The 22070-nt window shown below is 68.2% G+C and carries 14 protein-coding genes and 2 pseudogenes; 7 read left to right on the top strand and 9 right to left on the bottom strand.

Annotation, left to right across the window (positions count from 1 at the left end; translation table 11 throughout):
• Window positions 1-217 (bottom strand): annotated as a pseudogene (locus tag NR810_RS50415) (MarR family transcriptional regulator); the annotation flags it as partial.
• A gap of 62 nt (window positions 218-279) precedes the next feature.
• On the opposite strand from NR810_RS50415, the gene NR810_RS50410 reads away from it, so the two are divergent.
• Together NR810_RS50410 and NR810_RS50405 are read left to right on the top strand one after the other, a co-directional pair.
• Window positions 280-1794 (top strand): FAD-dependent oxidoreductase, encoded by a 1515-nt coding sequence (locus NR810_RS50410; protein ID WP_257463323.1) that lies wholly within the window; start codon window positions 280-282, stop codon window positions 1792-1794.
• Window positions 1795-2116: 322 nt separating this feature from the next.
• Entirely contained in the window at window positions 2117-3553 is a 1437-nt protein-coding gene (locus NR810_RS50405) for an MBL fold metallo-hydrolase (protein WP_257463322.1), read from the top strand.
• A gap of 194 nt (window positions 3554-3747) precedes the next feature.
• Here the strand turns inward: NR810_RS50405 and NR810_RS50400 are convergent, their stop codons facing one another.
• The 3 genes from NR810_RS50400 to NR810_RS50390 form a co-directional block, all read right to left on the bottom strand.
• Window positions 3748-4527 carry a hypothetical protein gene (locus NR810_RS50400; protein ID WP_257463321.1) on the bottom strand — a complete coding sequence of 260 codons (780 nt, stop codon included), beginning with the start codon at window positions 4525-4527 and terminating at the stop codon, window positions 3748-3750.
• A 339-nt stretch (window positions 4528-4866) separates the two neighbouring features.
• Window positions 4867-6192, bottom strand: a complete 1326-nt coding sequence (locus NR810_RS50395; protein ID WP_257463320.1) for a glycoside hydrolase family 16 protein — start codon at window positions 6190-6192, stop codon at window positions 4867-4869.
• A gap of 263 nt (window positions 6193-6455) precedes the next feature.
• On the bottom strand, window positions 6456-7172 hold the full coding sequence (locus NR810_RS50390; RefSeq protein WP_257463319.1) for a glutathione S-transferase N-terminal domain-containing protein: 717 nt from the start codon (window positions 7170-7172) through the stop codon (window positions 6456-6458).
• Between the two features lie 277 nt (window positions 7173-7449).
• Between NR810_RS50390 and NR810_RS50385 the strand changes: the two are divergent.
• Window positions 7450-7752, top strand: a pseudogene (locus tag NR810_RS50385) (CHAT domain-containing protein); the annotation flags it as partial.
• 508 nt (window positions 7753-8260) lie between these two features.
• Entirely contained in the window at window positions 8261-10186 is a 1926-nt protein-coding gene (locus NR810_RS50380) for a hypothetical protein (protein WP_257463318.1), read from the top strand.
• A gap of 182 nt (window positions 10187-10368) precedes the next feature.
• Here NR810_RS50380 and NR810_RS50375 read toward each other — a convergent pair whose 3' ends face one another.
• Together NR810_RS50375 and NR810_RS52750 are read right to left on the bottom strand one after the other, a co-directional pair.
• Window positions 10369-11727 (bottom strand): sigma-54-dependent transcriptional regulator, encoded by a 1359-nt coding sequence (locus tag NR810_RS50375; RefSeq protein WP_257463317.1) that lies wholly within the window; start codon window positions 11725-11727, stop codon window positions 10369-10371.
• Window positions 11724-13079, bottom strand: coding sequence for a sensor histidine kinase (locus tag NR810_RS52750; protein ID WP_257463316.1), 1356 nt, complete (start codon window positions 13077-13079; stop codon window positions 11724-11726). Before NR810_RS52750 ends, NR810_RS50375 begins: the two co-directional genes overlap by 4 nt.
• A gap of 278 nt (window positions 13080-13357) precedes the next feature.
• Here NR810_RS52750 and NR810_RS50365 point away from each other — a divergent pair, with 278 nt between their 5' ends.
• On the top strand, window positions 13358-14833 hold the full coding sequence (locus tag NR810_RS50365) for an erythromycin esterase family protein (RefSeq protein ID WP_257463315.1): 1476 nt from the start codon (window positions 13358-13360) through the stop codon (window positions 14831-14833).
• 76 nt (window positions 14834-14909) lie between these two features.
• On the opposite strand, the gene NR810_RS50360 is transcribed toward NR810_RS50365, so the two are convergent.
• A complete protein-coding gene (locus tag NR810_RS50360) occupies window positions 14910-16460 on the bottom strand; it encodes a dienelactone hydrolase family protein (RefSeq protein ID WP_257463314.1) in 1551 nt (516 codons plus the stop codon).
• A 502-nt stretch (window positions 16461-16962) separates the two neighbouring features.
• Between NR810_RS50360 and NR810_RS50355 the strand changes: the two genes are divergently transcribed.
• The gene (locus NR810_RS50355) at window positions 16963-17469 is read left to right on the top strand and encodes an ABC transporter ATP-binding protein (protein ID WP_257463313.1); all 507 of its coding nucleotides are present in this window, start codon (window positions 16963-16965) and stop codon (window positions 17467-17469) included.
• Between the two features lie 160 nt (window positions 17470-17629).
• Here the strand turns inward: NR810_RS50355 and NR810_RS50350 are convergent, their stop codons facing one another.
• A complete protein-coding gene (locus NR810_RS50350) occupies window positions 17630-19105 on the bottom strand; it encodes an ankyrin repeat domain-containing protein (RefSeq protein ID WP_257463312.1) in 1476 nt (491 codons plus the stop codon).
• Between the two features lie 17 nt (window positions 19106-19122).
• A complete protein-coding gene (locus tag NR810_RS50345; RefSeq protein WP_257463311.1) occupies window positions 19123-20010 on the bottom strand; it encodes an EamA family transporter in 888 nt (295 codons plus the stop codon).
• Window positions 20011-20287: 277 nt separating this feature from the next.
• Between NR810_RS50345 and argS the strand changes: the two genes are divergently transcribed.
• Window positions 20288-22066, top strand: coding sequence for an arginine--tRNA ligase (gene argS, locus NR810_RS50340; RefSeq protein ID WP_257463310.1), 1779 nt, complete (start codon window positions 20288-20290; stop codon window positions 22064-22066).
• Window positions 22067-22070 lie beyond the last annotated feature (4 nt).

The following is a 22070-nucleotide window of genomic DNA, read 5'->3' as shown; positions in this document are numbered from 1 at the left end:
TCGTGTAGTCGCGCCCGGCGCGGTCCGCCAGCTCCACGACCCCGATGGGACCCAAGCGCTCGATGCCCACCAGCAGGGGGAACAGGGCCCGGTCGAGCGCGATCCCCGCGGCCTTGACCATGGCCTCGTCCCGCTGCGGCCGGTTCATGGCGCTGACGATGTCCAGCAGCGCCATGTGGAGCTCCCGCATCTTGGAGCCAATATGTGCACTTTGCACATTTCTTCTTGACGTCATTCCTTCCTCCCAGTTATGTGCATCATACACCCATTGAGGAACCCATGACATCCCCAGTGACGACGGACGTGCTGATTTGCGGAGCAGGAGCGGCGGGTCTCACCCTGGCCATCGAGCTGGCCCGGCGGGGCGTGGCCTTCCGCCTCATCGAGAAGATGGCCGAGCCGTTCCGGGGCTCCCGCGGCAAAGGCATCCAGCCCCGCAGCCAGGAGGTCTTCGAGGATCTGGGCGTTCTCGACCGGCTCGTCGCGGCGGGGGGAATCTATCCTCCGCAGCGTGTCTACCGTGAAGGCGGGTACGACGAGGAGCGGGTGGCCATGCCCGCCCCGACGCCCAGCGAGCCCCATCAACGCCCGCTGCTCGTGCCGCAATTCCTGACCGAGACGGTCCTGCGCGAGCGGCTCGCCGAGCTCGGGCACCGTCCCCAGTGGGGCTGTGAGCTGAAGGGCTTCGAGCAGGACGCGGAGGGCGTCACGGCCCACGTGACCGGGATGGCCGGAGAGGAGGCCCTGCGGGTGCGCTACCTGGTCGGCACCGACGGGGGCCGCAGCTTCGTGCGGCACGCGCTCCACATCGACTTCGCGGGCAAGACGCTCGGTATTCGCGCGCTGGTCGCCGACGTGGTGCAGGAGGGGGTAACGGCGGATGCCTGGCACCGCTGGAATGAAGGGACGCCGGAGCAGCTCTCCCTCTGCCCCTTGCCAGGGACTCCCCTGTTCCAGCTCCAGTGTCCCGTGGCATTGGAGGGCGACATCGACGTGTCGGCCCAGGGGTTGACGGCGCTGCTCGCGAGGCGGACGGGCCGCCAGGACATCGTCATCCGGTCGGTGTCCTGGGCCTCGGCGTTCCACATGAACGCGCGGCTGGCCGAGCATTACCGCGTCGGCCGCGTCTTCCTCGCGGGAGATGCGGCCCACATCCACCCGCCGACAGGGGGCCAGGGTCTCAACACGAGCGTGCAGGACGCGTACAACCTCGGCTGGAAGCTGGCGGCCGTGCTGGCGGGGGCGCCCGACACGCTGTTGGACACCTACGAGGAAGAGCGGCGGCCCATCGCCGCGGAGATGCTGGGCCTCTCGACGAGGCTCCTGAAGGCAGCCCAGGCGGGCGACAGGCGGCGGGGCCGCGAGGTCCATCAGTTGGATCTCGGCTACCCGGGCTCGTCCTTGTCCCTGCCGAGCCCCTCACGCACGCAAGGCATCCGGGCGGGAGCGCGCGCACCGGATGCGCCCGTCCTCGGAAGCGCTGGACTGCCCACCCGGCTCTTCAAGCTCTTCCAGGGTCCCCATTGGACGTTGCTCGGCTACGAGACGGCTCGCGACTCGGCACTCCCCCCGCGCCCCCATCTGCACATCCATGCCGTCGGACCGCGCGGTGACATCGTCGATGCCCAGGGCCATTTCCAGCGGGCTTACGGGGTGGAGCCGGGTGACTGGGTGCTGGTGCGGCCGGACGGCTACGTCGGCGCGGTGGTCACCCAGCACGAGCTCGCGGCCTTGAACGACTACCTGGAGCGGGTTGGACTGCGCGCCGGGGTGTTCGCGGCTCGAGCGGCTTGAGCAAGACCCGCCCCGGAAGAGCGACTCCGCCGCCGAAAACCTTGTCGGCGGCCGAGAGCCGGACGGTGAAGAAGTCGTCGGCGTCCTCGCGTGTGCCCCCCTGAGCGGAACGCCACCTTGCCCTTGTACGCGAGTGCAGGTGATGGCCAGTGACGGGAGGCCTCGTCAGGAGGACCCCCCTTCCCCTGATGGGAACATCCGGGCAAGAGCGCCGTGGGCCCATCGCGCTCCCGATGGGCTTGCGGGCAGAGGGGGCCTCGCTCCGGGCCATCTCCCCTCCCAGGACCGTGGACCCCACCCTGAGATGGGGAGGTCCACGTCCATGTTCTTCCAGGCCATCCAGACACCCGGTCTCGCGCACGTCTCCTACGTGCTCGGCAGCGACGGCGCCGCGCTCGTGGTGGATCCGCGGCGCGATCTCGACGTCTACCTCGACGTCCTCCAGTCACAGGGCCTGCGCCTGCGTTACGTGCTCATGACGCACCGGCAGGAGGATTTCGTCCTGGGGACGACCGCGCTCGCCCGCCTCACCGGGGCCCGCATCGTCGCGGGCAAGCATCCCATCACCGGCTACGCCGACCTCCAGATGGGCGAGCGCGAGCGGCTCCAACTCGGCAGCCTCTCCCTGCTCGCCCTCCACACCCCGGGCCATACCCCCGAGAGCTTCAGCTGGGCCGTCTTCCTCGACAGCCACCCCCAGCACGCCTGGGGCATCTTCACCGGCGACGCGCTCCTTGCCGGAGAGACCGGGCGCACCGACCTGCACGACCCCGAGCGCACCTACGAGAACGCCGCGTGGCTGTACGACTCGCTGCACCGCGAGGTGCTCCCGCTGGGAGACCAGACGCTCGTCTTCCCGGCGCATGGCGCGGGCTCGATGTGCGGCGGCCATATCGACGACCGGGCGTTGACCACGCTCGGCATCGAGCGCCAGCGCAACCCCGTCTTCGTCCTCGGCCGCGAGGACTTCATCGCGCACAAGCTGCGCGAGCGCCTCCCCCGGCCGCCCTACTTCTCGCGCATGGCGGAGCTCAACCTGCAAGGCGGCTTCCCGCTCGACCGCGAGCCGCGCACCGCTCCCCCGCTGTCCCCCCGGGAATTCCAGCAGGCCTCGCGGGACGGGCTCGTCATCGACACGCGCGAGCCCGAGGCCTTCGCCGGGGGCCACCTCCCCGGCTCGCTGAACATCTGGATGAAGGGGCTGCCCGTCTTCGCCGGCTGGGTGGCCGACCGGGACACCCCGGTCTTCCTCGTGCTGCCCGAGGGAGCGGACCTCGCGCAGGCGGTGCTCTCGCTGGCCCGCGTCGGCATCGACCGGGTGGAGGGCGTCCTCGCCGGTGGCTTCGGCGCCTGGCGCACCACGGGGCTGCCCATCGAACGCAACTCCACCCTGATTCCCAACGAGCTCCACGAGCACTCCGCGCGCTTCCAGCTGCTGGACGTGCGCGACATCTCCGAGTTCGAGTCGGGCCACATCCCCGGGGCGCGCCACGCCTACGTGGGCGAGTTGGAGGAGCGCCTGCCCGGGCTGGGGCTGAGCCCGGATGACCCGGTGGCGGTGGTGTGTGGCAGCGGCCTGCGGTCGGGTCTGGCCACCAGCCTCCTGCTGCGCCACGGCTTCCAGAGCGTGTCCAACCTGCTCGGCGGGATGACCGCGTGGAAGAAGCTGGACCTGCCGGTGGAGGAAGGCACGCCGCGCCTGGGCGAAGCCCCGCCCCCAGGGCAGCCGATGGCCGGAGAGGAACTCTATTACGAGTAGGCGGGCGCGCGGTGGTCCGCCCCGCCGCCGGACTCTCCGGTTCCTGTCGGGGTCCGGGGCTTTCGTCTAGACCCTCAGGGGCGAGGCAGGCGCTGGTGCTCGAGGCGGAGCAGGCGCCGGTGTCCACGCCTCCGCTCAAGTGAGCTGAGCGCATCCGGGCACCACCGTCGTAAGGTGGGCCCATCGGGTCCCGGTCAGCAGCCCGAGAGCGCCGCGCCGAGGTCCCGGTCCAGACGGCGGATGTCGAGCCGACCGCCGCCGCCGACGTTGAGCCAGTCCCAGAGCGCGTCGTGCACGGTGGTGTCGGTCCCGAACACCGGCGGCATGCCGGCCAGGGTCTCGTCGCTGTCGGGCGTGTGGCTGAGCCCGAACGGGCGCCATTGCTCGAGACCGACGTGCTGGCCGCAACGGGGGGCAATCACTCCGCTCACCGAGTCGTGATCGACGTAGCTCTCGAGCAGCGTGGCCCTCATCAGGACCCTGAAGTCCGCGAGCGTCGTCGGCGTGCCGAACTGACCCCCCATGAGCAACGAGAAGCCCTCGGTATTGGGGTGGGCAGTGTACTGGTCGCTGACCACGGGATCGCTGAGGTCGAAGCGCACGAACGTCGGGGTCTCGATCACCGGCACGCCGCCGATGTTGAAGCGCAGCATCGTCGAGAACTGGCTGCATCGGTCCATGCGGTCGAGTGGCTCGTAAACGTCGCGGCAGGTCGTGTCGGTGAAGGCGTCGATCGCTTCGAAGTATCCTCCCGGCGCCCATTCGGCGTTGGTGAGACCGATCCGGGCCGAGTAGTAGTTGTCGTCGCCCACGCCGTCGTTGTCGTCGTCGATCCACACGTTGTTGCTCGTCAGCACGGTGTCGCTGACGTCGTAGTTGGCATCGAGGACCAGCGACGTGTCGGCGCCGGGGAACTTCGACAGGAACCAGTTGGTGATGTCGGCTGCGTCGGCCGCAGAGGTTGCGAGGATCACGAGTACGGCGACCGTGAGCGCGGCGATCGCCTTAGGACGATGGACATGAGGCCCCCCTGATGCGTGAAGAGGATGAGCATGGGACGGAAGGACCGTGGCAGCCGAGCAGCCGACGGCACATCGGGGTACCGGATGTCGCTAGGCCAGGATTGGTGAAAAAACGGAGGCCGGGGCCGGCGAGCTCCTCCCAGTCTCGCCGGCTCAGCCCTCCTCCCCCCTCACTCACTGAGATGGAACGGGGTGGGCGCGGATGTGACGGCATGAGGACTTCAAGCCAGCGCGGGCAGGCTCAGCACCTGTCCTCCTCCCTCAACAGGCCTTCAATCCGTCCTATGCTCCTCAGGGACTGGTGGGCGGACCCGCGTACCAGCGCACGTAGTCCACCTCGAGCACCTGCGGGAACGTGGTGCCCGAGGGCTCCCCCCCGATGTCGCCGAGCGCGAGGTTGAGCAGCACGTAGTTCGGCTGATCAAAGACCCAGGTCCCGCCGGAGCCCCGCGTGTACGTCATGCGCTTGACACGGTCGACGTACCACTCCACGCGCGTCGAGTCCCAGAACATCCCGAACGTGTGCCAGGCATCGCCAACATTCGCGGGCGCCATGTCGACCAGACCCCCGTTCGAGTCCCACCCGTACGAGAGTCCAGGTGCGTGCAGGGTGCCATGTGCCTGCGTCGGGGCATCCCCCTCGCCCTCGAACAGGTCGAACTCGCCGTTCGCCGGCCACTCTCCCGTGCTCCCCATCATCCACGCCGCGGGCCACGTTCCCTTCCCGGTGGGGGCCTTGAGCCTCACCTCGACGTAGCCGTACTGGCGCTCCATCAGGCCCTGGGTCTGGATGCGCGCGGAGGTGTAGTCCCGGGTCACGCCGTCCTCGCCCGTGTAGCGCTCGCGCCGGGCAATGATTCGCAGGTGCCCGTTGCCATCGAGCTGGCAGTTCTCCGGGCGCGCGGTGTACTGCTGGAGCGTCCGGCCATTGTCCCACATGCCGCCGGTCTCGAGATTCCACACCGCGGGATTCGGGAGGCTCCCGGCGAGCCCGTCGAACTCGTCACTCCACAGGAGCACAGGCTCGGTCGAGACCTTCTGCAGGCTCACCGCGTCGGCGAGGAAGGCGTCACCCGCGGCGGCATTGTCCTGGATGAGGTACACATCAAGCGTGTCGCCGGTCTGCTGCACCGTGGCCTGGACCGAGAGCGTCTGGAACGCCGTCTTCAGGGACACGGGCTCGGACTCCCAGACTTTCACGATAGCGCCCGAGGTGTTCCGCTCGCGGAGCACAATCACCAAGGGCTTGCCGACGGCGCTGCTGCTGCCGGCCGCAACCGAGGCGGAGGCCTCATACATCGTTCCCGCGACGGCGCCCGGCACCGTGTCCGGCGAGTCATCCAGCGAATAGAGGGTGCCGGTGCTCCTCGTGACGCGCGCGACGTAGCTCCCGGCAGGCGCCACCGTCGAGGTCTCACGGAGGAGCGTCCCCTGCCAGCTTGCCCAGCCCGCGGTGCCGGTCTCGAAGGAGGGATTGCTCACGAGGTTGCTCGCCGCGAGCTCCGCTCGCTGCGGCTCGAGCGGCTGCGGGAGCGCGTCGTCTACGCAGCCCAGGGTGCCCGTCAGGAACGCGGCGATCCACCAGAAACGAGCGAGTGAGGAGCATCTGGATGACATGGGTGACCTCTCCAATGGGGGAAGCATCGTCACTGAAGACACACGCCGCTGTCAGATGGCGCATTTTCCCCATTGAGACCTCTAGCGCGAAGCTCCTGCGCAGCAGCCCGGCCCAACCCACCCGCGCCCTCCTCTGCTTCCTCGGCTCCTCCACCGTCTCTCCATCAGGCGTTATTGGCCAACCTGTAGGCGCAAGCGGCGGCGCGGGGGCGCCGTTCCGGTGTCCCTCGCCCGTACCGGAAGCGGGCAGGCCGGCGCGGCTGCTAAGCCGGTTGCGGGTTCCGCCGCGGAATCTCCAGCCCTCGCGCCACCGCCGGCCGCGCCACCAAGGCGTCGACCGCGCGCGTGACGTTGGGGAAGTCCTGGATGCCGACCAGATCGCCGGCGCCATAGAAGCCGATCAGGTTGCGTACCCAGGGCAGAATCGCGATATCCGCGATCGTATAGTCGTCGCCCATCACCCACTGCCGTCCTTCCAGCCGCTGGTTCAGCACGCCGAGCAGGCGGCGCGATTCCGCCGCATAGCGGTCGCGCGGACGCTTGTCTTCATATTCCTTGCCGGCGAATTTATGGAAGAAGCCGAGCTGGCCGAACATCGGCCCGATGCCGCCCATCTGGAACATCAGCCACTGTATGGTTTCGTAGCGGGCCGCAGGATCGTCCGGCATGAATTTGCCGCTCTTCTCCGCCAGGTAGATCAGGATGGCGCCGGACTCGAACAGCGCCAGCGGCCTGCCTCCGGGACCGTCGGGGTCGATGATGGCGGGGATCTTATTGTTCGGGTTCAGGGACAGGAACTCCGGCGACATCTGGTCATTGGTCTCGAAACTGACCAGGTGCGGTTCGTACGGCAGTCCGGTCTCTTCGAGCATGATGGATGCCTTCACACCGTTCGGTGTCGGCAACGAATAAAGCTGGATCCGGTCGGGATGGCTGGCCGGCCATTTTCTGGTGATGGGGTAGGCTGAAAGCTTGCTCATCGTAGCTCCGGTATCGGTGGTGGTGGATTGGGGGCCGGCCGCCGGCGCGATACGGCATCCAGGCCAAGTGTGCAATGATAACAACGTCGCGGCGCGGCGTATAGGCGGGAGAGAAGCCATGTTGAGGGTGAGGGCTGGGCCCCTACGGCTCCTCCCATCATCCAGTCGGTCCGTTTCCGGGCCGATCTCCCCCATCTAAGCTGCGCGGTAACACCTGACGGCACCCGACGGGGTGCGCGCCATTTTGGAGCACCTGGAACCAACCACGCGGCCTGCTCGTGGTGACGTCAAGCTCGGCCAGGGTGTCTACGGCCTGCGCCGAGCGCTCGTTGTGGCTGGAGCACAGACGCTGGTGACGAGCTTGTGGAAGGTCGATGACGAGACGACGCACCAGCTCATGGAGAGCTACTACCACAACCTGATGGCCGGACAGGGGCGCGCCACGGCACTGCGCTCAGCGATGAGGACGCTGCGCCAGAAGAATCCACATCCCTACTACTGGGCTCCGTTCATCGCCATCGGTCAGGACACCCCGCTTCAGGGGCTGCTCACTCATGCCGAGTCGCTTCCGACGCCCTGAGTCGAACGTGGAGGCGGCCCACGCCGCCTCCTTCGCATCCCTTTCTGTACTTCCCCAGCGGGGAGCGAGCCTCCCGCCCGCTGCGCGCGTTCATCGACATGGCGCGAGACATCCTTCCCCGTTGCTGAGCCCTCCTGCGCGGTCCACGGCTTCATGGCGCGGCCAGCCGCGGGGGGGGCAGACACTTCGTACGACACTTCGTACGACGCCGGATGCAGGAAGTGCCCTGATTCCGTGGGGTTGGCGCGCGGCCCGGGAATTATTCCGGCCGAAATGCGCCACCCGGGCCCGGGGTGTGTCCTGCAGTCGAGGCCCCCACGGCCCCATGCACCGAGCGCTCACGCCCCCCGGAAGACCCCGGGCGCGAGTGTATGGGTTTGTATTGTCTTGGAGCGGGTGGGCTGTTTGGGATTGAGAGGAATCAGGCAACTCAAAATCCCGATTGTCGACAATACAAAATCGAGTCAGGTCCGTAGCAATATCACTTCGAGTGTGAGGAGAAGGCACCATGGGCGTCGGACGCGTGGGTGACAGTAGAGCAGCAGAGGCAGCGCGGCGTGCGGCGGAAGCGGCGGCGCGGCGTGCGGCGGAGGCGGCGGCGCGGCGTGCGGCGGAGGCGCAGCAGGCCGCGGAGGCCGCGCGACGTGCGGCGGAGGCGCAGCAGTCGTCCTTCGAGCCGGCGGGCTCGAAGAACACGCTGCGCCTGGACGGCCAGGGCGGCGCGCCCGCCTCGTCGCTGTTCACCGAGAACAGCAAGGACGGCAAGGTCAACTGCCTCGACAAGGCGGCGGACTGGGTGAACAAAAGCTCGTCCGAGCTGCAGAGCCGCTCGGAGCTGGTGTTCCTCAAGGACTCGCGCGGCGGCGCCGAGGGCCAGGCGGGCCACGTGGTGGTGCGCCAGGGCGAGCGCGTGCTCGACCCGAACAGCGGCAAGAGCTACGACGACATGAAGTCGTACCTCAAGGCGCAGCCTCACTACAGAGAGGCGGGCTCGATTCCCGGGACGACGGCCGCGAAGGTGTTCTCCACCGAGGCGGGCTCTCCCGAGCGCGCCAAGGCGCTGGCTGACGCGAAGGTGTCCCCCGAGCTCCAGCGGATGATGGTCGCGGACCCGGCCGTGCCATCGGACGCGCCCAACGCCGCCACCGCCACGCCGTACGAGGTGAACGTCCCGGGTCAGGCTGGACCGGTCTCGGTCGAGCTCAGCAGTACGCTCGAGAAGGAGGTGGAGAAGAAGGACGGCTACACCACGGTGACGCTCACCGCCGAGCTGGAGGCCTCCGCCTCCGGCTCGCTGGACATGAAGAAGGTGAGCGTCGGGGGTGGGGTTTCGACGGGGAAATCCCAGACGTACGAAGTGAAGATGAAGGACGAGGACTTCGAGCGGCTCAAGCGGGGCGAGATTCCGCCTCCGCACCCGCTCAAGCCGGAGACGGTGCCGGACAAGGCCTCGGTGACGATGGAGGCCTCCCAGCTCAAGGGGTGGTCCGGCGAGGCCAGCGTCGAGGCGCTCAAGGTGGAACTGGGCCTGGGGGAGGAGCACAAGAAGGGCAAGGGCCTGTCCATCCAGACCGAGCGCGACGGCGACAAGGTCAAGGTGACAGGAGGTCCCACGGAGTTGCTCGAGAGCGGGCTCTCGGTCAGCGTCGGCGCGGGGCCGGCCACGGTCTCCCTCACGGGAACGACGTCGATGACCCACTACAAGCTCCGCACCGCGGAGTTCGACCTCTCCAGCAAGGAGGGACGCGCCGCCTTCGACAAGTACGCCACCTCGGGTGAGCTTCCCTTCAAGGATGGAAAGGGCATCTCCGGCGCGGCGAAGGTTGAGAAGCTGGACCTCAGCTCGAAGTCCACGCTGGAGGCGGCGCTGGGGCCCCTGAAGGGGTCCGTGGACATCGTTCCCGAGAGCAACTCCTCCATCGTCGAGACGACCCACCCGGACGGCTCGAAGGACGCTTCGCTGGAGCTCGAGCGCTCCAATGGACACGAGCTCAACTACGAGCGCCACATCGACGCCAATGGCAAGGAGGACTACTCGAAGCAGAAGTTCACCCTGTTCATGAAGGGCATGGAGGGCGACGTCGAGGAGATGTACGCCCAGGCCTACCTGGTCGATCAGCACAAGTTCGACAAGGAGAACGACATCCATCTGTCGTTCACCCCGGATCAGATGACGCAGCTGTCCCAGCGCGCCCGCGACTACGTGGCGAAGATGGACAAGATCTCATCCAACGGTTTTGAGGTCCGGACCCGGGGCGATGCGTTCATCGATGCCCTGGCCAGGTCCCAGAACCCGAGTGACGTCGCCAATGCCCTGACGCAGTATTCCAGCGACCCCAACTGGATGGGGGATGCCATGTCGCGGTTGAGGTTGGTCGTGAACCGCGATACCCCGCTTCCGGGAGACATCACCGCGCAAAACCGGAACGACTGAGCGCAGGGAGGTGCATTGGGCTCGCGGGGCCGGCCCACCCTCGGTGCAGCGGTCGGCCACGCCACTCTTCTCGGCAGGGCCTCCGCGATGTGCAGGTAGGGGCCCTGTCGTTCATCCAGGTGACTCCGCACTTTCACTCGCTGGTGCCGCTGAGGATCCGGGCCGCCCCCACCGGCGCCGTCCTACTCCGCCTCCTCCTCGCGCGCCAGGCCGTACTTCCTCAGCTTGTCGTGCAGGGTGGCGCGGCCGATGTCCAGCAGCCGCGCCGCCTCGCTGCGGTTGCCGTGGGCCTCCTCCAGCGCGGCGACGATGAGGGCCCGCTCGTACGCCTCCACCTTCTCCTTGAGGCCCGCTCGCTGCGCTCCCTCGCTGTGCTCCTGTCCCGGTCCTCCCGGCAGCAGCGACAGGTCCAGCATCCCATCCGGGCTCATGGCCACCGCGCTCTCCAGCGCATTCTCCAGCTCGCGCACGTTGCCCGGCCACTTCCACGCCGTCAGCCGCGCCATCAGCTCCGGCGTCATCTGCACCGCCGGCACGTGGAAGCGCTCGGCGAAACGCGTGAGGAAGTGCTTCGCCAGCGCGGCGAGGTCCTCCGGCCGCTCCCGCAGCGGCGGCACGTGCAGGTTCACCACCTTCAGCCGGTAGAAGAGATCCTCCCGGAAGCGCCCCTCCTTCACCCGCTGCACGAGGTCCCGGTGGGTGGCCGCCAGGATGCGCACGTCCACCGGCCAGGACCGGTCCTCCCCCACCGGCCGCACCTCGCCCTCCTGCAGCACGCGCAGCAGTCTGGCCTGGGTGGCCGGGTCCAACTCGCCCACTTCGTCGAGCAGCAGCGTGCCGCCGTCCGCCTCGCGGAACAGGCCCTGCCGCGCGCGCACCGCTCCGGTGAAGGCCCCCCGGGTGTGGCCGAACAGCTCTGCGTCGGCGAGCTCGGGAGTGAGGGCCGCGCAGTTGAAGCGCACGAAGGGCCGGTCCGCCCGGGTGGAGGCGCGAACCAGCGCCTCGGCGATGCGCTCCTTGCCCGTGCCGCTCTCGCCGGTGATGAGTACCGTCACGTCGCGCGGCCCCACCCGCTTCACCAGCAGCGCCAGCCGGCTCATCGCCGGCGAGACGAAGACGAGCGAGCGCAGCAGGTTCACCTCACCCGCCAGCCGCTCGTTCTCCGCCTCCAGCCGAAGGGTGCCCAGCGCCCGGCGCACCACCGCCAGCACGTCATCCACCTCGAAGGGCTTGCGGAAGTAGTCCAGCGCGCCGAGCTTCATGGCCTCCACCGCGTGCCGCTCGCTGCCGTGCGCGGTGATGAGGATGACGCGCGGGACGGGCGAGAGCGCGCGCCCCCGACGCAGCAGCTCCATTCCGTCCACCTTCGGCATCCGCAGGTCGCTGATGACCAGGTCCACCGGGGGCTCGGCGGCCAGCCGTTGCAGCGCGGCCTCTCCGTCCCCCACCTCCTCCACCTGGAACCCGTCATCCTCGAGCAGCCCGCGCAGCGTGTAGCGCACGCCCGCGTCGTCGTCCGCCACCAACACTCGCGCATTCATGCCACGACCTCCGTTCTCGTCTGCTGAGGCGGCGACCCCGCGGGCAGCACCAGCTCGGCCACGCAGCCGCCACCCTCTCGCGGGTGGAGCTCCAGCTCGCCGCCGTGCTGCCGCGCCACCACCCGCGCCAGGGCCAGGCCCAGTCCGTTGCCCTGGGGTTTCGTGGTGACGCCCGGCTCGAAGACGCGCTCGCGCACCTTGGAAGCGATCCCCGGCCCCCGGTCACGCACCTCCACCCGTCCGCCGCCCTCGGGCGTGGGCAGTATCACCAGCTCCACCGTGCTCCCGCGTGGCGCGGCCTCCAGTGCGTTCTGCACCAGGTTGATGAGCACCTGCTTCACCTTGCGCGGGTCACACCCGATGACCACCGGCCGCTCGGCGAACAGGCGCAGGCTCACGCCCCGCTCGCCCGCCATGCCCTCGTGCAGCTCCACCACTTGCCGGCACAACCCATCCAGCGAGGTGCGCTGCTCGTTGAGCGGGAGCAGGGGCCGGGAGAAGTTGAGGAAGCCCTCCAGAATCTCCTGCATCCGGTCCACCTCGCGCCGTAGCACCGCCAGGCGCTCGGCCGGCTTGCCCTCCACGTCCCGCGCCACCATGGCGGCCAGGCCCTTCACGCTGGCCAGCGGGTTCTTCAGCTCGTGGGCAATCTCCCCGCTGAGCCGGGTGAGCGTGTCGATGGCCTCGGTGTGGATGCGCAGCGTCTCGTCGCGCGCGGCCAGCGCGTCCTTCACCATGCCCTGGAAGATGCCCCGCAGGATGGAGCCAACGCCGGCGGAATACGCCACCAGCACGCTCAGCACCGTCACGTGGGACAGCAGCAGGGCGTTATTGTGCCCGGCCCGTGCACCGCCCCCGTAGAGCTGCGGCAGCAGGTCCGGCACCACCCCGGTGATGGAGACCGCGGCCAGCCCCCACAGCGTCGCCACATGCAAGAGCGCGAGAACCCACGCACCTCGAGTGGTGGTGAAGAGGGAGACGAAGAAGCTCACGACGAGCAGCCCCGGCGTGAACGGCCCCTCGAGCCCGCCCATCACCAGGATCAGGCCCCCATTCACCGGGACGCCGAAGCCGATGACGTAGGTAAACGGGAATTTCTGGCGCGGCGTGGGGCGCAGGTACTGGCGAAGAGCCTCGATGCCGTCGGCCACCAACCAGAGTCCCAGCAGCCCCCCGAGCAGCCACTTGCGCCAGACCGCTGGCTCTCGCACGAGGAAATAGAGGAGGAGGAAGACCGACAGCGGCGTCAGGTAGATTTTGATACGCGTCAAGCGCATGAAGCTGCGGGCGAGGGCCTCGCGCAGCACCTGATCGAGGCCGCTCGATGGCGGGGAGGCGGGGGAGGGGTTCACGACGTCTCCTCGGGGGGCGGACTCCTTCATCCTACGTCCGAGCTGCAAGCCGGATGCACGCCCTTCGTGCTCCCTCGCCCAGACGGGCCCGCCAGCCCCCACGGGGGGGCACTGTCCGGAAACCCGGCACCCCGCCCCCTGGGAGTGACGGAGGTCCGGACAGCCAGCCCCCTCACCCCGCCTCCTTTCAGGAGGGAGAGGGGCATTGGCATGGGAGGTGCTCATGGGGTCGCCCAGGTCGCCGGCGATGGTGCGCTGGCCAGCCTTGGAGCACCCTCATGAGCACGCAGAATCCGGAAGAACAAATTCAAGATTTCGGTCGTCGATCATTCCTGGCGGCCACGACCGCCTTCGGCGTCGCAGCCCTGGCCCCTGGCGCCGCTTTCGCCCGGTCCGGGTCGTCCGCTGGAACGGTCAGGTTCGCGTCGCTAGACGAATGGATCGCCCGCGAGGCGCTCCCGTTTTCGTTGGACAAAAGTTTCGACGCCGCCGTCGACAGGATGATGTCCCGCCTCGGCGATCAGGTTTCGCTTCTCGGTTTTGGCGAGGCTCTGCACGGTGGCGAAGAATTCCTGATCCTCCGCAATCGCCTGTTCCAGCGGCTCGTCGAAGCCCATGGCTTCAGCGCCATCACGCTCGAGACCAACTACATGCGCGCGCGGCTCGTCGACGGCTATGTCGCAGGCCGCGGAGCGGCGACTTACGAGGCCATCGAAGACAAGGGTTTCAGCTACGGCTCCGGGAAATATGCCGCCAATCGCGAACTCGTGGAGTGGATGAAGCGCTACAATTCAGATCCGGCGAATGCGGTGAAGCTCAGCCTCTATGGGACCGTTCCGTCGGAAGGCGAGGCGACGGAAAGTCCGCGGCAGGCGCTCGAATTCGCGCTCGCCTATCTGAGATCGGTCGACCCGGTGGCCGCCGCCAAGCACAAGACCATCATGGAGCCGCTGCTGGGCGCGGACGCGGACTGGGAAGACTCGGCCGCCGTCGTCCACAAGGAGATCCTGACGCGGATTTTGGGCGGCGACACCGCGCAGCAGGTTGTGGGCAGAGACGCGCCGGCCGGCGCCAACGATGCGGGGAAGTTCGGCCTTTCGCCCAGGGCTTCGGCGCTTCGGGTGGCGACGGAAGAGCTCGCCTCCGAACTCAGCGTGCGCCGCCCGGAGCTCGTGGCCAAAAGCGATCGCGAATCCTTTGGAGAGGCGCTGCAGCACGTCACCGTCGCCCAGCATCTTCTCGCCATTCACGCGGCGCTGGCGCGGCGAGAGTCGCTCGACAACCTTGTCGGCATGCGCGACGCGATGGCCGCTGAGTATCTCGTCCACATCTCCGAGCGCGAAAAGACGCGTGGAAAGGTGTTGGTCTACCTGCACAGCGCCCATCTTCGGCGGACCAAGACGAAGCTGCCCTGGTATGAATTCTGGCCGACGGGTGCGCATCTCGACCAGCTGTTCGGCGCGCGTTTCGCCGTGATCGGGGGAGCCCTGGGGACGTCCGAGGCCAACCTCATCGGCGCGCCCGAGGCCGGCAGCATCGAGGCGCGGTTGATGGCGCGGCAGTCGGATTGCTTCATTCCGGCCCATCGCGGCAAAGGACTCTATAAGGGCGCGGTGCCTCCGATACGGACCCGCAGCAAGCATCCCTTGGTCCCCTATGAGCCACTGACCCCGGAAAGCGTCGCGGACTTCGACATGATCGCATTCCTGCGCTCCGCCACCTACACGCGCGGTGCGGCAAAGTTGCCGGGCTGACCACCACCGTCGAGCGACGACAGCCAATCCGGTCCAGGGGCTACCCCGCCCGTCATGCCCATACCTGGTGCCACTCTCAGGGCTGGGCGCCCGCGGTATTCCCCAGCGCTTTCAGGCGTTCGACCGCGTTGCCGTTTTTCGGGTTCAGTTCCAGTGAGCGCCGGTAGTTGCGGGTCGCCTGGTCACGGTCCCCCGTCTTTTCCTGCGCTTCGGCCAGGCTGTCGAACAGGTTCGCGTTGTCCGGATAGACGTGGATGCCGAGCTTGAAGATCTCCACTGCATCCTTGCCTCGGCCGCCGCGCAGCAACTGGTAGCCCCATGTGTTGATCTGCGAGTCCTGGAGCCGGAAGGCTTCGGACTTCGCATGCAGCGCGTCGTAGGTGGGGATGGCCCGCGCGAAGCCTTCCTTGCCCAGCGTGCGCACGAACGTTTCCAGTGTGGGTGGCGTGTCGTCGCCGCGGCGCACGTCGAGCGTCAGCATGTGGCGCGGTACCTTGTTCGCGGCGGCGGAATTGTTCATGAAGGTGCGCGCGGCCGTATCGTTCTTCAGGTAGGCATCGAGGAACTGGTGGACGTAGCGCGCCGTCCAGCTGTGCGCGAGCGCCGCCTCATCGCGCGAATACTCCTCGAACGCTCGCTCCGGCGCGAAGCGCAGGTGAATCGAGGAGAAGTCCGGGTGTGTCATCGGATGCATCGTCACGATGTACACATCCGAATACTTCATCTGGTTCATCAGGCTGAAGCTGGTGTCGATCTGGCGCTGGTTGAGGCTTTCGAGCGTGTCGGGGCGCCGCGCGACGTACAGCAGCGGCACCGCCAGACGCGCTGGCGTTACGTATTTCGCGGCGTCCTTGCCGCCGTTGACGAATTCGGGGAAGCCGCGCAGCGAGCCGTCCAGGCTGACCAGTGCGCCGATGCGGTCGTCCCTGGCTGCCGCCAGTACGTTCGCAAGTCCGCCCCAGCTGAAGCCGACGACGGCAATGCGGTTCATGTCCGCCTGCGGCATGGCCTGGGCGGTCGCGATCAGGAATGCGATATCGGCCGCCTGCGCTTCCAGGCCCTCCAGGTCGATCGTCATCGAGCGCGTGCGCGCTCCCAGCGAGGCGCTGGACAGCACGACGTAGCCCTGGCTCGCGAGATATTCGCACAGGTCCACGTTCTCGGCGGCGCTGGCGCTGAAGCTCGGCGCGTAGATCACGACCGGATATTTGCCTGGCAGTGCCGGGGCATCGCGCACCGCCCACATCGGCTTCGCGAGTGCGCCATGCGACGGGGCGGCGCCCTGGCTCGCGAGCCAGGTGTCGGTTGCGTTGCGCACCGCCTGCGCGTCGGCCGTGAAGTTCTCCTCGGTCGCGATCGTCTCCATGTACTGGCGGTAGGTCACGGGTTTGCCCTGGCGCCGCGTGGGGTACCAGCGCAGCACCTGCATCGGACGCGCACGCTCACCCTGGATGGCCGCACCCGTGATCTGGTCCACGCGCAGCTTGTACACGCGCGAGTAGTCGTACATCTGGCTGACGGTCAGGCCGACGCCGTGCGGGCCCTGCACGTTCGAAAACGCAAAATCGGCGGCGGCGCTGGTGGCGCTCGCCATCAGGATGATCAGTGCTGCGAGGAGTCGGGACATGTTGGCAGGGCAGTATAAGAAACCTGGACTGCGCACAACGGGTCTGAGCCTGCCCCGATTTTGTGGACACACCTCATAAAACTCGTTTCAAAAATGGACCAGAGAGGGCGGGTAACATGCCCTGCCTGCTGCTGGGCAGGTAGGTCATGTCACCTACCTGCCTTGGTTCATTACGGGAGCGCTGTTCGGAAACCCGGCACCCCGTCCCCCTGGGAGTGACGAAGGTCCGGACAGCCAGCCCCCTCACCCCGTCTCTTTTCCGGAGGGAGAGGGGGATTGGCATGGGAGGTGCTCATGGGGTCGCCCAGGTCGCCGGCGATGGTGCGCTGGCCAGCCTTGGAGCACTCGATGTGGCCCCTCTTCCGCATTGCCCTTCGCAACGTTGCCCGTAACCGCCGCCGTATCCTCATCACCCTCGCGGCCCTCATGGTGGGCGTCGGGGCGGCCGTGCTCACCCGCGCCATGATGAACGGGCTGCACCTACCGGCTGGAGGGCGAGGAGGTGGGGGACCGCGACTTCAACGACCTGGCCGAGCTGCGCAACCGGAAGATCGGCTTCATCTTCCAGGCCTTCAACCTCATCCCCGTGCTGAACGTGCTGGAGAACATCGAGTTCCCCTGCCTCATCGGTGACGAGCCGAGGCGGACGCTGCGCGAGCGCGCCGAGCGCGTGGCCGCGGACGTGGGGTTGTCGCAGTTCCTGCACCACCGCCCGGACGAGCTGTCCGGCGGCCAGCGGCAGCGCGTGGCCATCGCACGGGCACTCGTCACCCAGCCGCAGCTGGTGCTCGCCGACGAACCCACCGCGAACCTGGACTCCGCCACCAGCGAGCAGATTCTGGACCTGATGGAGGAGCTCAACCGCACCCGCCGCGTCACCTTCCTCTTCTCCACGCATGACCCACGGGTGATGCGCCGCGCCCGCCGGGTGGTGCGGATTGCCGATGGGGTGCTGGTGGACGGCACCGCCGAGGCACGGCACGAGACACGGGCGCTGGAGATGGCCTGACCGTGCGGAGCGAAGCAGAGACACACCCCGTGCCCGTTGACGCACTCTAGAAGCGCATAGGCCACCGCGCTGGACGGCCCGGCGTGCCTCTGCGCGTCGCTTCTGGAGGGCGTGACGCGCTTCGAGGAGGAAGTCGCTCCCCCGGCATGAGCCGTGAGGCTCAGGGCTGCTCGCGGAAGACGGGCTGGCCCTGGTGGAGGCGGTCGAAGAGCTTCGACTCGTCGATGCGGGCCGGCTCTCTCTCTTCCTCCTCCTCTTCCTCGTCGGGCTCGTACACCTCCTGGGGCTCGAACACCTCGTCGACGAACAGCGCCTTCAGCCGGTCGCCCACGCCTTCGCCGTAGCCCTGGCTGTACGTGTTCATGTCGAAGTGGTGCTCGGCCTGCACCTTCGCCATGACGCCGTGGTCGTCCTCGATGACGACGCGAGCGTGGATGGTCGCGGCGGACAGCGTGTGGTCGTTGTAGTAGGCGTAGACGACGTCGCGCGCGTGGATGTCGCCGCGGATGTTGATTTCCCCATCCGTGTAGAGCGCGTGGCAGCGCACGTCCCCCAGGACGTTGACGTTCGAGTCGTTGCTGTTGTCCTGCAGCACGCCGTGGACGATGAGGTTGCCCGTGACGGCGAAGGGCCGGTTGATGTCGAGGTGGCCGTCCACCTCCAGGTCGCCGTGGTGGAAGAAGGGCTTGTCCAGCTTCAGCGGGCCCGTCAGGCGCAGGTGCAGAGGCGGCACGCCGAGCACGTCCCGCAGCGCGGTGAGGAGGGCCAGCGACCTCGAGGGGTCACCCTGGCTGTAGAGCCTCGTGATGAACTCCTGCGCGGAGTCCACCTCGTGCTCGAACCGGAAATGGCCCCGCGGGACGGCGGCGCGCAGCGCGGCGCAGTCGACGGGGAGGGGCGCGAAGGGGTCCTCGCTGCGCGAGTAGGGGACGTGCGGCTTCGCTCCGGCGCGCTCCAGCAGGGCAATGGTGGCGTTGAAGCCGGCGGTGCGGTTGTTCGCCTTGACCCAGACCTTCACGCGCTCGCGCAGCGCGACGCCGAGCGGCGTGCGGCCCAGCCCGTCGAGCGCATTGACCTCGGCGCCCCGGGCGAGCAGCAGCTCGGTGATGGGCGCGTAACCATATGCGGCGGCCCTGTGGAGCGGGGTGGCGCCTTCGTTACCGCGCGCGTCCACCGGTGCGCCCGCGTCGAGCAGCTCCTTGTAGAGCGTCGCATCGGCGTTGAAGCGGAACGCCGCCGACCTGTCATCCTTCACGTCGGAGGGCACCGTCGCCCCCGCGGCGCGCAGGAGCGCGATGAGCTCCAGGGCTCGTGGCGTGTAGTCGGCATCGTCACCGGACGGGAAGGCGGAGAGCAGCGCCGTCTCGCCGTGCTGGGTCCGCGCATTCGGGTCCGCGCCCGCTTCGAGCAGCACGCGCACCACGTCGAGGTTGGGACGTGGGTAGGCCTTCGTGTAGGGCGCCCGGACCGCGAGGTGCAGCGGCGTCGCACCCTGCGCGTTGCGCCCGTTCACGTCCGCTCCCTCGGCCAGCAGCTTGCGGACGGCATCAGGGGTGAGCTCCCCGGCCCAGCGCTTGAAGTCCTCGCACAGGGAGAGCAGGGCCTGGGTGGCGGTCGGATTCTGGGTGGTCGTCATTGCCGTATCTCGGTTCCTCATGCCTCTACTGGTGGAGGCACGCGGCGTGCGGTGAGGGCAGCGCCCGCGGATGCGGCGCTCACGAACACCAGCGCGAGCCACTGCGTCACGGTGAGCTGCTCGTGCAGGAACACCAGGCCCGAGAGGGCCGCGGCCGCGGGCTCCAGGCTCATCAGGATGCCAAAGGTGCGGCTCGGGAGGACGCGCAGCGCCATCATCTCCAGCGTGAACGGCACCGCACTGGAGAGGAGCGCGACGGCCAGACCCGCCGCGAACAGCGGAGGCGTGAGGCGCCCCGCGAGTCCTTCCGCGAACGAGAAGGGCAGCACCGTCAGGGCGGCGAACAGCATTCCCGTCGCGACGCCCTGGGCTCCCTGGAACACCCTGGACACGCGCCCACCGAGCACGATGTAGGCCGCCCAGAATCCACCCGCGACGAGCGCCAGCAGCACGCCGAGCAGGTCGAGCGCGCCGACGCCACCGCGCCACGGGGTGATGAGGGCGATGCCAACCGCCGCGAGCAGCACCCACAGGAAGTCCGAGGCGCGCCGCGACCCGAACACCGCGAGTGCGAGGGGCCCCACGAACTCCAGTGTGACACCGAGCCCCAGCGGGATGCGTTGGAGGGCCCAGTAGAAGCTCAGGTTCATCGCGCCGAGCACCACCCCATACGGGATGACCGCGCCCCACTGGGCGCCTGTGAGCCGCGCGAGCGGCGGACGGAACACCGCGAGCAGCAGGAGCGCGGACAGCCCGATGCGCAAGCCCGCCGTGCCCGCCGGGCCGAGCACCGGGAACAATTCCTTCGCGAAGGCCGCGCCGCCCTGCACGCTCACGACGGCGAGGAGCACCGCGGGGATGGGGGGCAGGAGCAAGGGCGGACGGGCCGCGGGTGCTTCACTCATGCGCGCTACCCTAACCGCCTCCCAGTGCGGATGCTCTCACGACGTCGCCGTCACATCCTGTAAGAACGTCTCGAGGGCTTCAGGGACGCCGTACGGCCCCGTAATCCCGGGCCTGCTCGTCCGGCTGCCCGGAGGGGTGCTCCGGGTGTCATCGGCGCGACAGCGCGCCGGCGACGGACGGAACAGGACATCGGGTGCACGGAAGCCGTGAAGTCCATGCCGATTCGGCTCTAGAGTGCGCGCCTCTCGGTTCTCGACATTTGGAGAAGATGTCCTCATGCGGCAGAAAGTTTTCGCTCTCATTGCTGACACGCTCGCGGCGCTGAAGTCGGCCGGCACGCTCAAGTTGGAGCAGGTGCCTGGCTACACCGTGGAGCCCCCGAAGAACCCCGCCCACGGTGACTGGGCGGTCAACGTGGCGATGCTGCTCACGAAGCCCGAGGGCAAGCCGCCCCGCGACATCGCCAACGCCATCGTGAAGGGCCTGGTGGACAAGGAGGGGCTGGTCGCCAAGGTGGAGGTGGCGGGTCCGGGCTTCCTGAACTTCACGCTCAAGGAGCAGGTCATCCAGCAGGTGGCGCGCGAGGTGCTGAGCGCCGGGGAGACGTTCGGGCGGCGGGCGCCGAAGTCGACGGGCAAGCGCATCATGGTGGAGTTCGTGTCGGCCAACCCCACGGGCCCGGTGCACATCGGCCACGCGCGCGGGGCGTTCATGGGCGACGCGGTGGCCCGGTTGCTGGAGTCGGCCGGGCATGACGTGACGCGCGAGTTCTACATCAACGACTACGGCAAGCAGGTGGAGACGCTGGGCCGCACGGTACACAAGCGCTACCGGCAGCTCTTCGGCGAGCAGGTGGAGCTGGCCGAGGGCGAGTACCCGGCCGAGTACGTCATCGACATCGCGAAGACGTGGAAGGCGGAGGTGGGCGACAAGTACCTGCGCGCGCCCGAGTCCGAGTGGCTCCCGCTGGCGACCGCGGTGGCCATCCGCGAGAACATGAAGGCCATCCAGGCGTCGCTGGAGAAGGCGAACATCCGGCACGACGTGTTCTTCAGCGAGGCCTCGCTGCACGCGGCGGGCAAGGTGAAGGCGGTGGCCGAGGAGTACGCCAGGCGCGGCGTGACGTACGAGGCCGCGGAGGCCCGGCGCGACACGGAGAAGGTCCGCAGCGGGGAGAGCAAGGCCGCGCAGTACACGGACCGTCAGCTGGGCGGCACGTTCCTGATGACGAGCCAGCACGGGGATGACGAGGACCGCATCATCCTCCGGCGCGACGGGACGCCCGTGTACCTGACGGCGGACCTCGCCTACCACAAGGAGAAGTACGACCGGGGCTTCGACCGCATCATCGACGTGCTCGGGGCGGACCACGCCGGGCACACGCCACGCATCAAGGCGGGGATGATCCTGCTGGGGTTGGAGCCGAAGCGGCTCGACTTCCTGCTGGTGCAGCTCGTGCGCATCACGCGCGGCGGCGAGGAGGTCAAGGTCAGCAAGCGCAAGGGCACGGTGTTCGAGCTCGAGGATCTCATCGACGAGGTGGGCCCGGATGTGTGCCGGTTCCTCTTCCTGATGAAGACGGCGAACGCGCGCTTCGACTTCGATCTGGACCTGGTGCAGAAGCAGTCCAAGGACAACCCTGTCTTCTACTTCCAGTATGGCCACGCGCGGTGCGCGAGCATCCTGAAGAAGGCGGCGGAGAAGGGCACTCCGTTCGTCGGGGTGGAGAACCTCACGCAGGCCCAGCTCGCGCGGCTGACCCTGCCCGAGGAACTGGTGATGCTGAAGAAGATGAGCCAGTTGCCCGACGTGGTGGCGAGCGCGGCGGAGCGGCTCGAGCCGCACCATGTGCTGTACTTCTGCCAGGAGCTGATCACCGACTTCCACAGCTACTACACGAAGTACAAGACGGACCCCATCATCAGCGGGGACGCGGAGAAGACGCAGGGCCGGCTGGCGCTGGTGGCGGCGCTCAAGCAGACACTGCGCAGCGCCTTCGCGCTGCTGGGCATCAACGCCCCCGAGTACATGGAGGCCCCCGCCGAGGAGGAGTGAGCGG

Source organism: Archangium lipolyticum, from assembly GCF_024623785.1.
GTDB classification, from domain to species: domain Bacteria; phylum Myxococcota; class Myxococcia; order Myxococcales; family Myxococcaceae; genus Archangium; species Archangium lipolyticum.
The sequence above is the reverse complement of the archived record's forward strand: the minus strand, read 5'-3'. Positions and strand labels throughout refer to the sequence as shown.

Excerpts from the sequence above, each read along its gene's own strand:
- NR810_RS50410 (WP_257463323.1), top strand. The coding sequence starts at position 280 with ATGACATCCCCAGTGACGACGGACGTGCTGATTTGCGGAGCAGGAGCG.
- NR810_RS50405 (WP_257463322.1), top strand. The coding sequence starts at position 2,117 with ATGTTCTTCCAGGCCATCCAGACACCCGGTCTCGCGCACGTCTCCTAC.
- NR810_RS50395 (WP_257463320.1), bottom strand. The coding sequence starts at position 6,192 with ATGTCATCCAGATGCTCCTCACTCGCTCGTTTCTGGTGGATCGCCGCG.
- NR810_RS50390 (WP_257463319.1), bottom strand. The coding sequence starts at position 7,172 with ATGAGCAAGCTTTCAGCCTACCCCATCACCAGAAAATGGCCGGCCAGC.
- NR810_RS50380 (WP_257463318.1), top strand. The coding sequence starts at position 8,261 with ATGGGCGTCGGACGCGTGGGTGACAGTAGAGCAGCAGAGGCAGCGCGG.
- NR810_RS50375 (WP_257463317.1), bottom strand. The coding sequence starts at position 11,727 with ATGAATGCGCGAGTGTTGGTGGCGGACGACGACGCGGGCGTGCGCTAC.
- NR810_RS50365 (WP_257463315.1), top strand. The coding sequence starts at position 13,358 with ATGAGCACGCAGAATCCGGAAGAACAAATTCAAGATTTCGGTCGTCGA.
- NR810_RS50360 (WP_257463314.1), bottom strand. The coding sequence starts at position 16,460 with ATGTCCCGACTCCTCGCAGCACTGATCATCCTGATGGCGAGCGCCACC.
- NR810_RS50350 (WP_257463312.1), bottom strand. The coding sequence starts at position 19,105 with ATGACGACCACCCAGAATCCGACCGCCACCCAGGCCCTGCTCTCCCTG.
- NR810_RS50345 (WP_257463311.1), bottom strand. The coding sequence starts at position 20,010 with ATGAGTGAAGCACCCGCGGCCCGTCCGCCCTTGCTCCTGCCCCCCATC.
- argS (WP_257463310.1), top strand. The coding sequence starts at position 20,288 with ATGCGGCAGAAAGTTTTCGCTCTCATTGCTGACACGCTCGCGGCGCTG.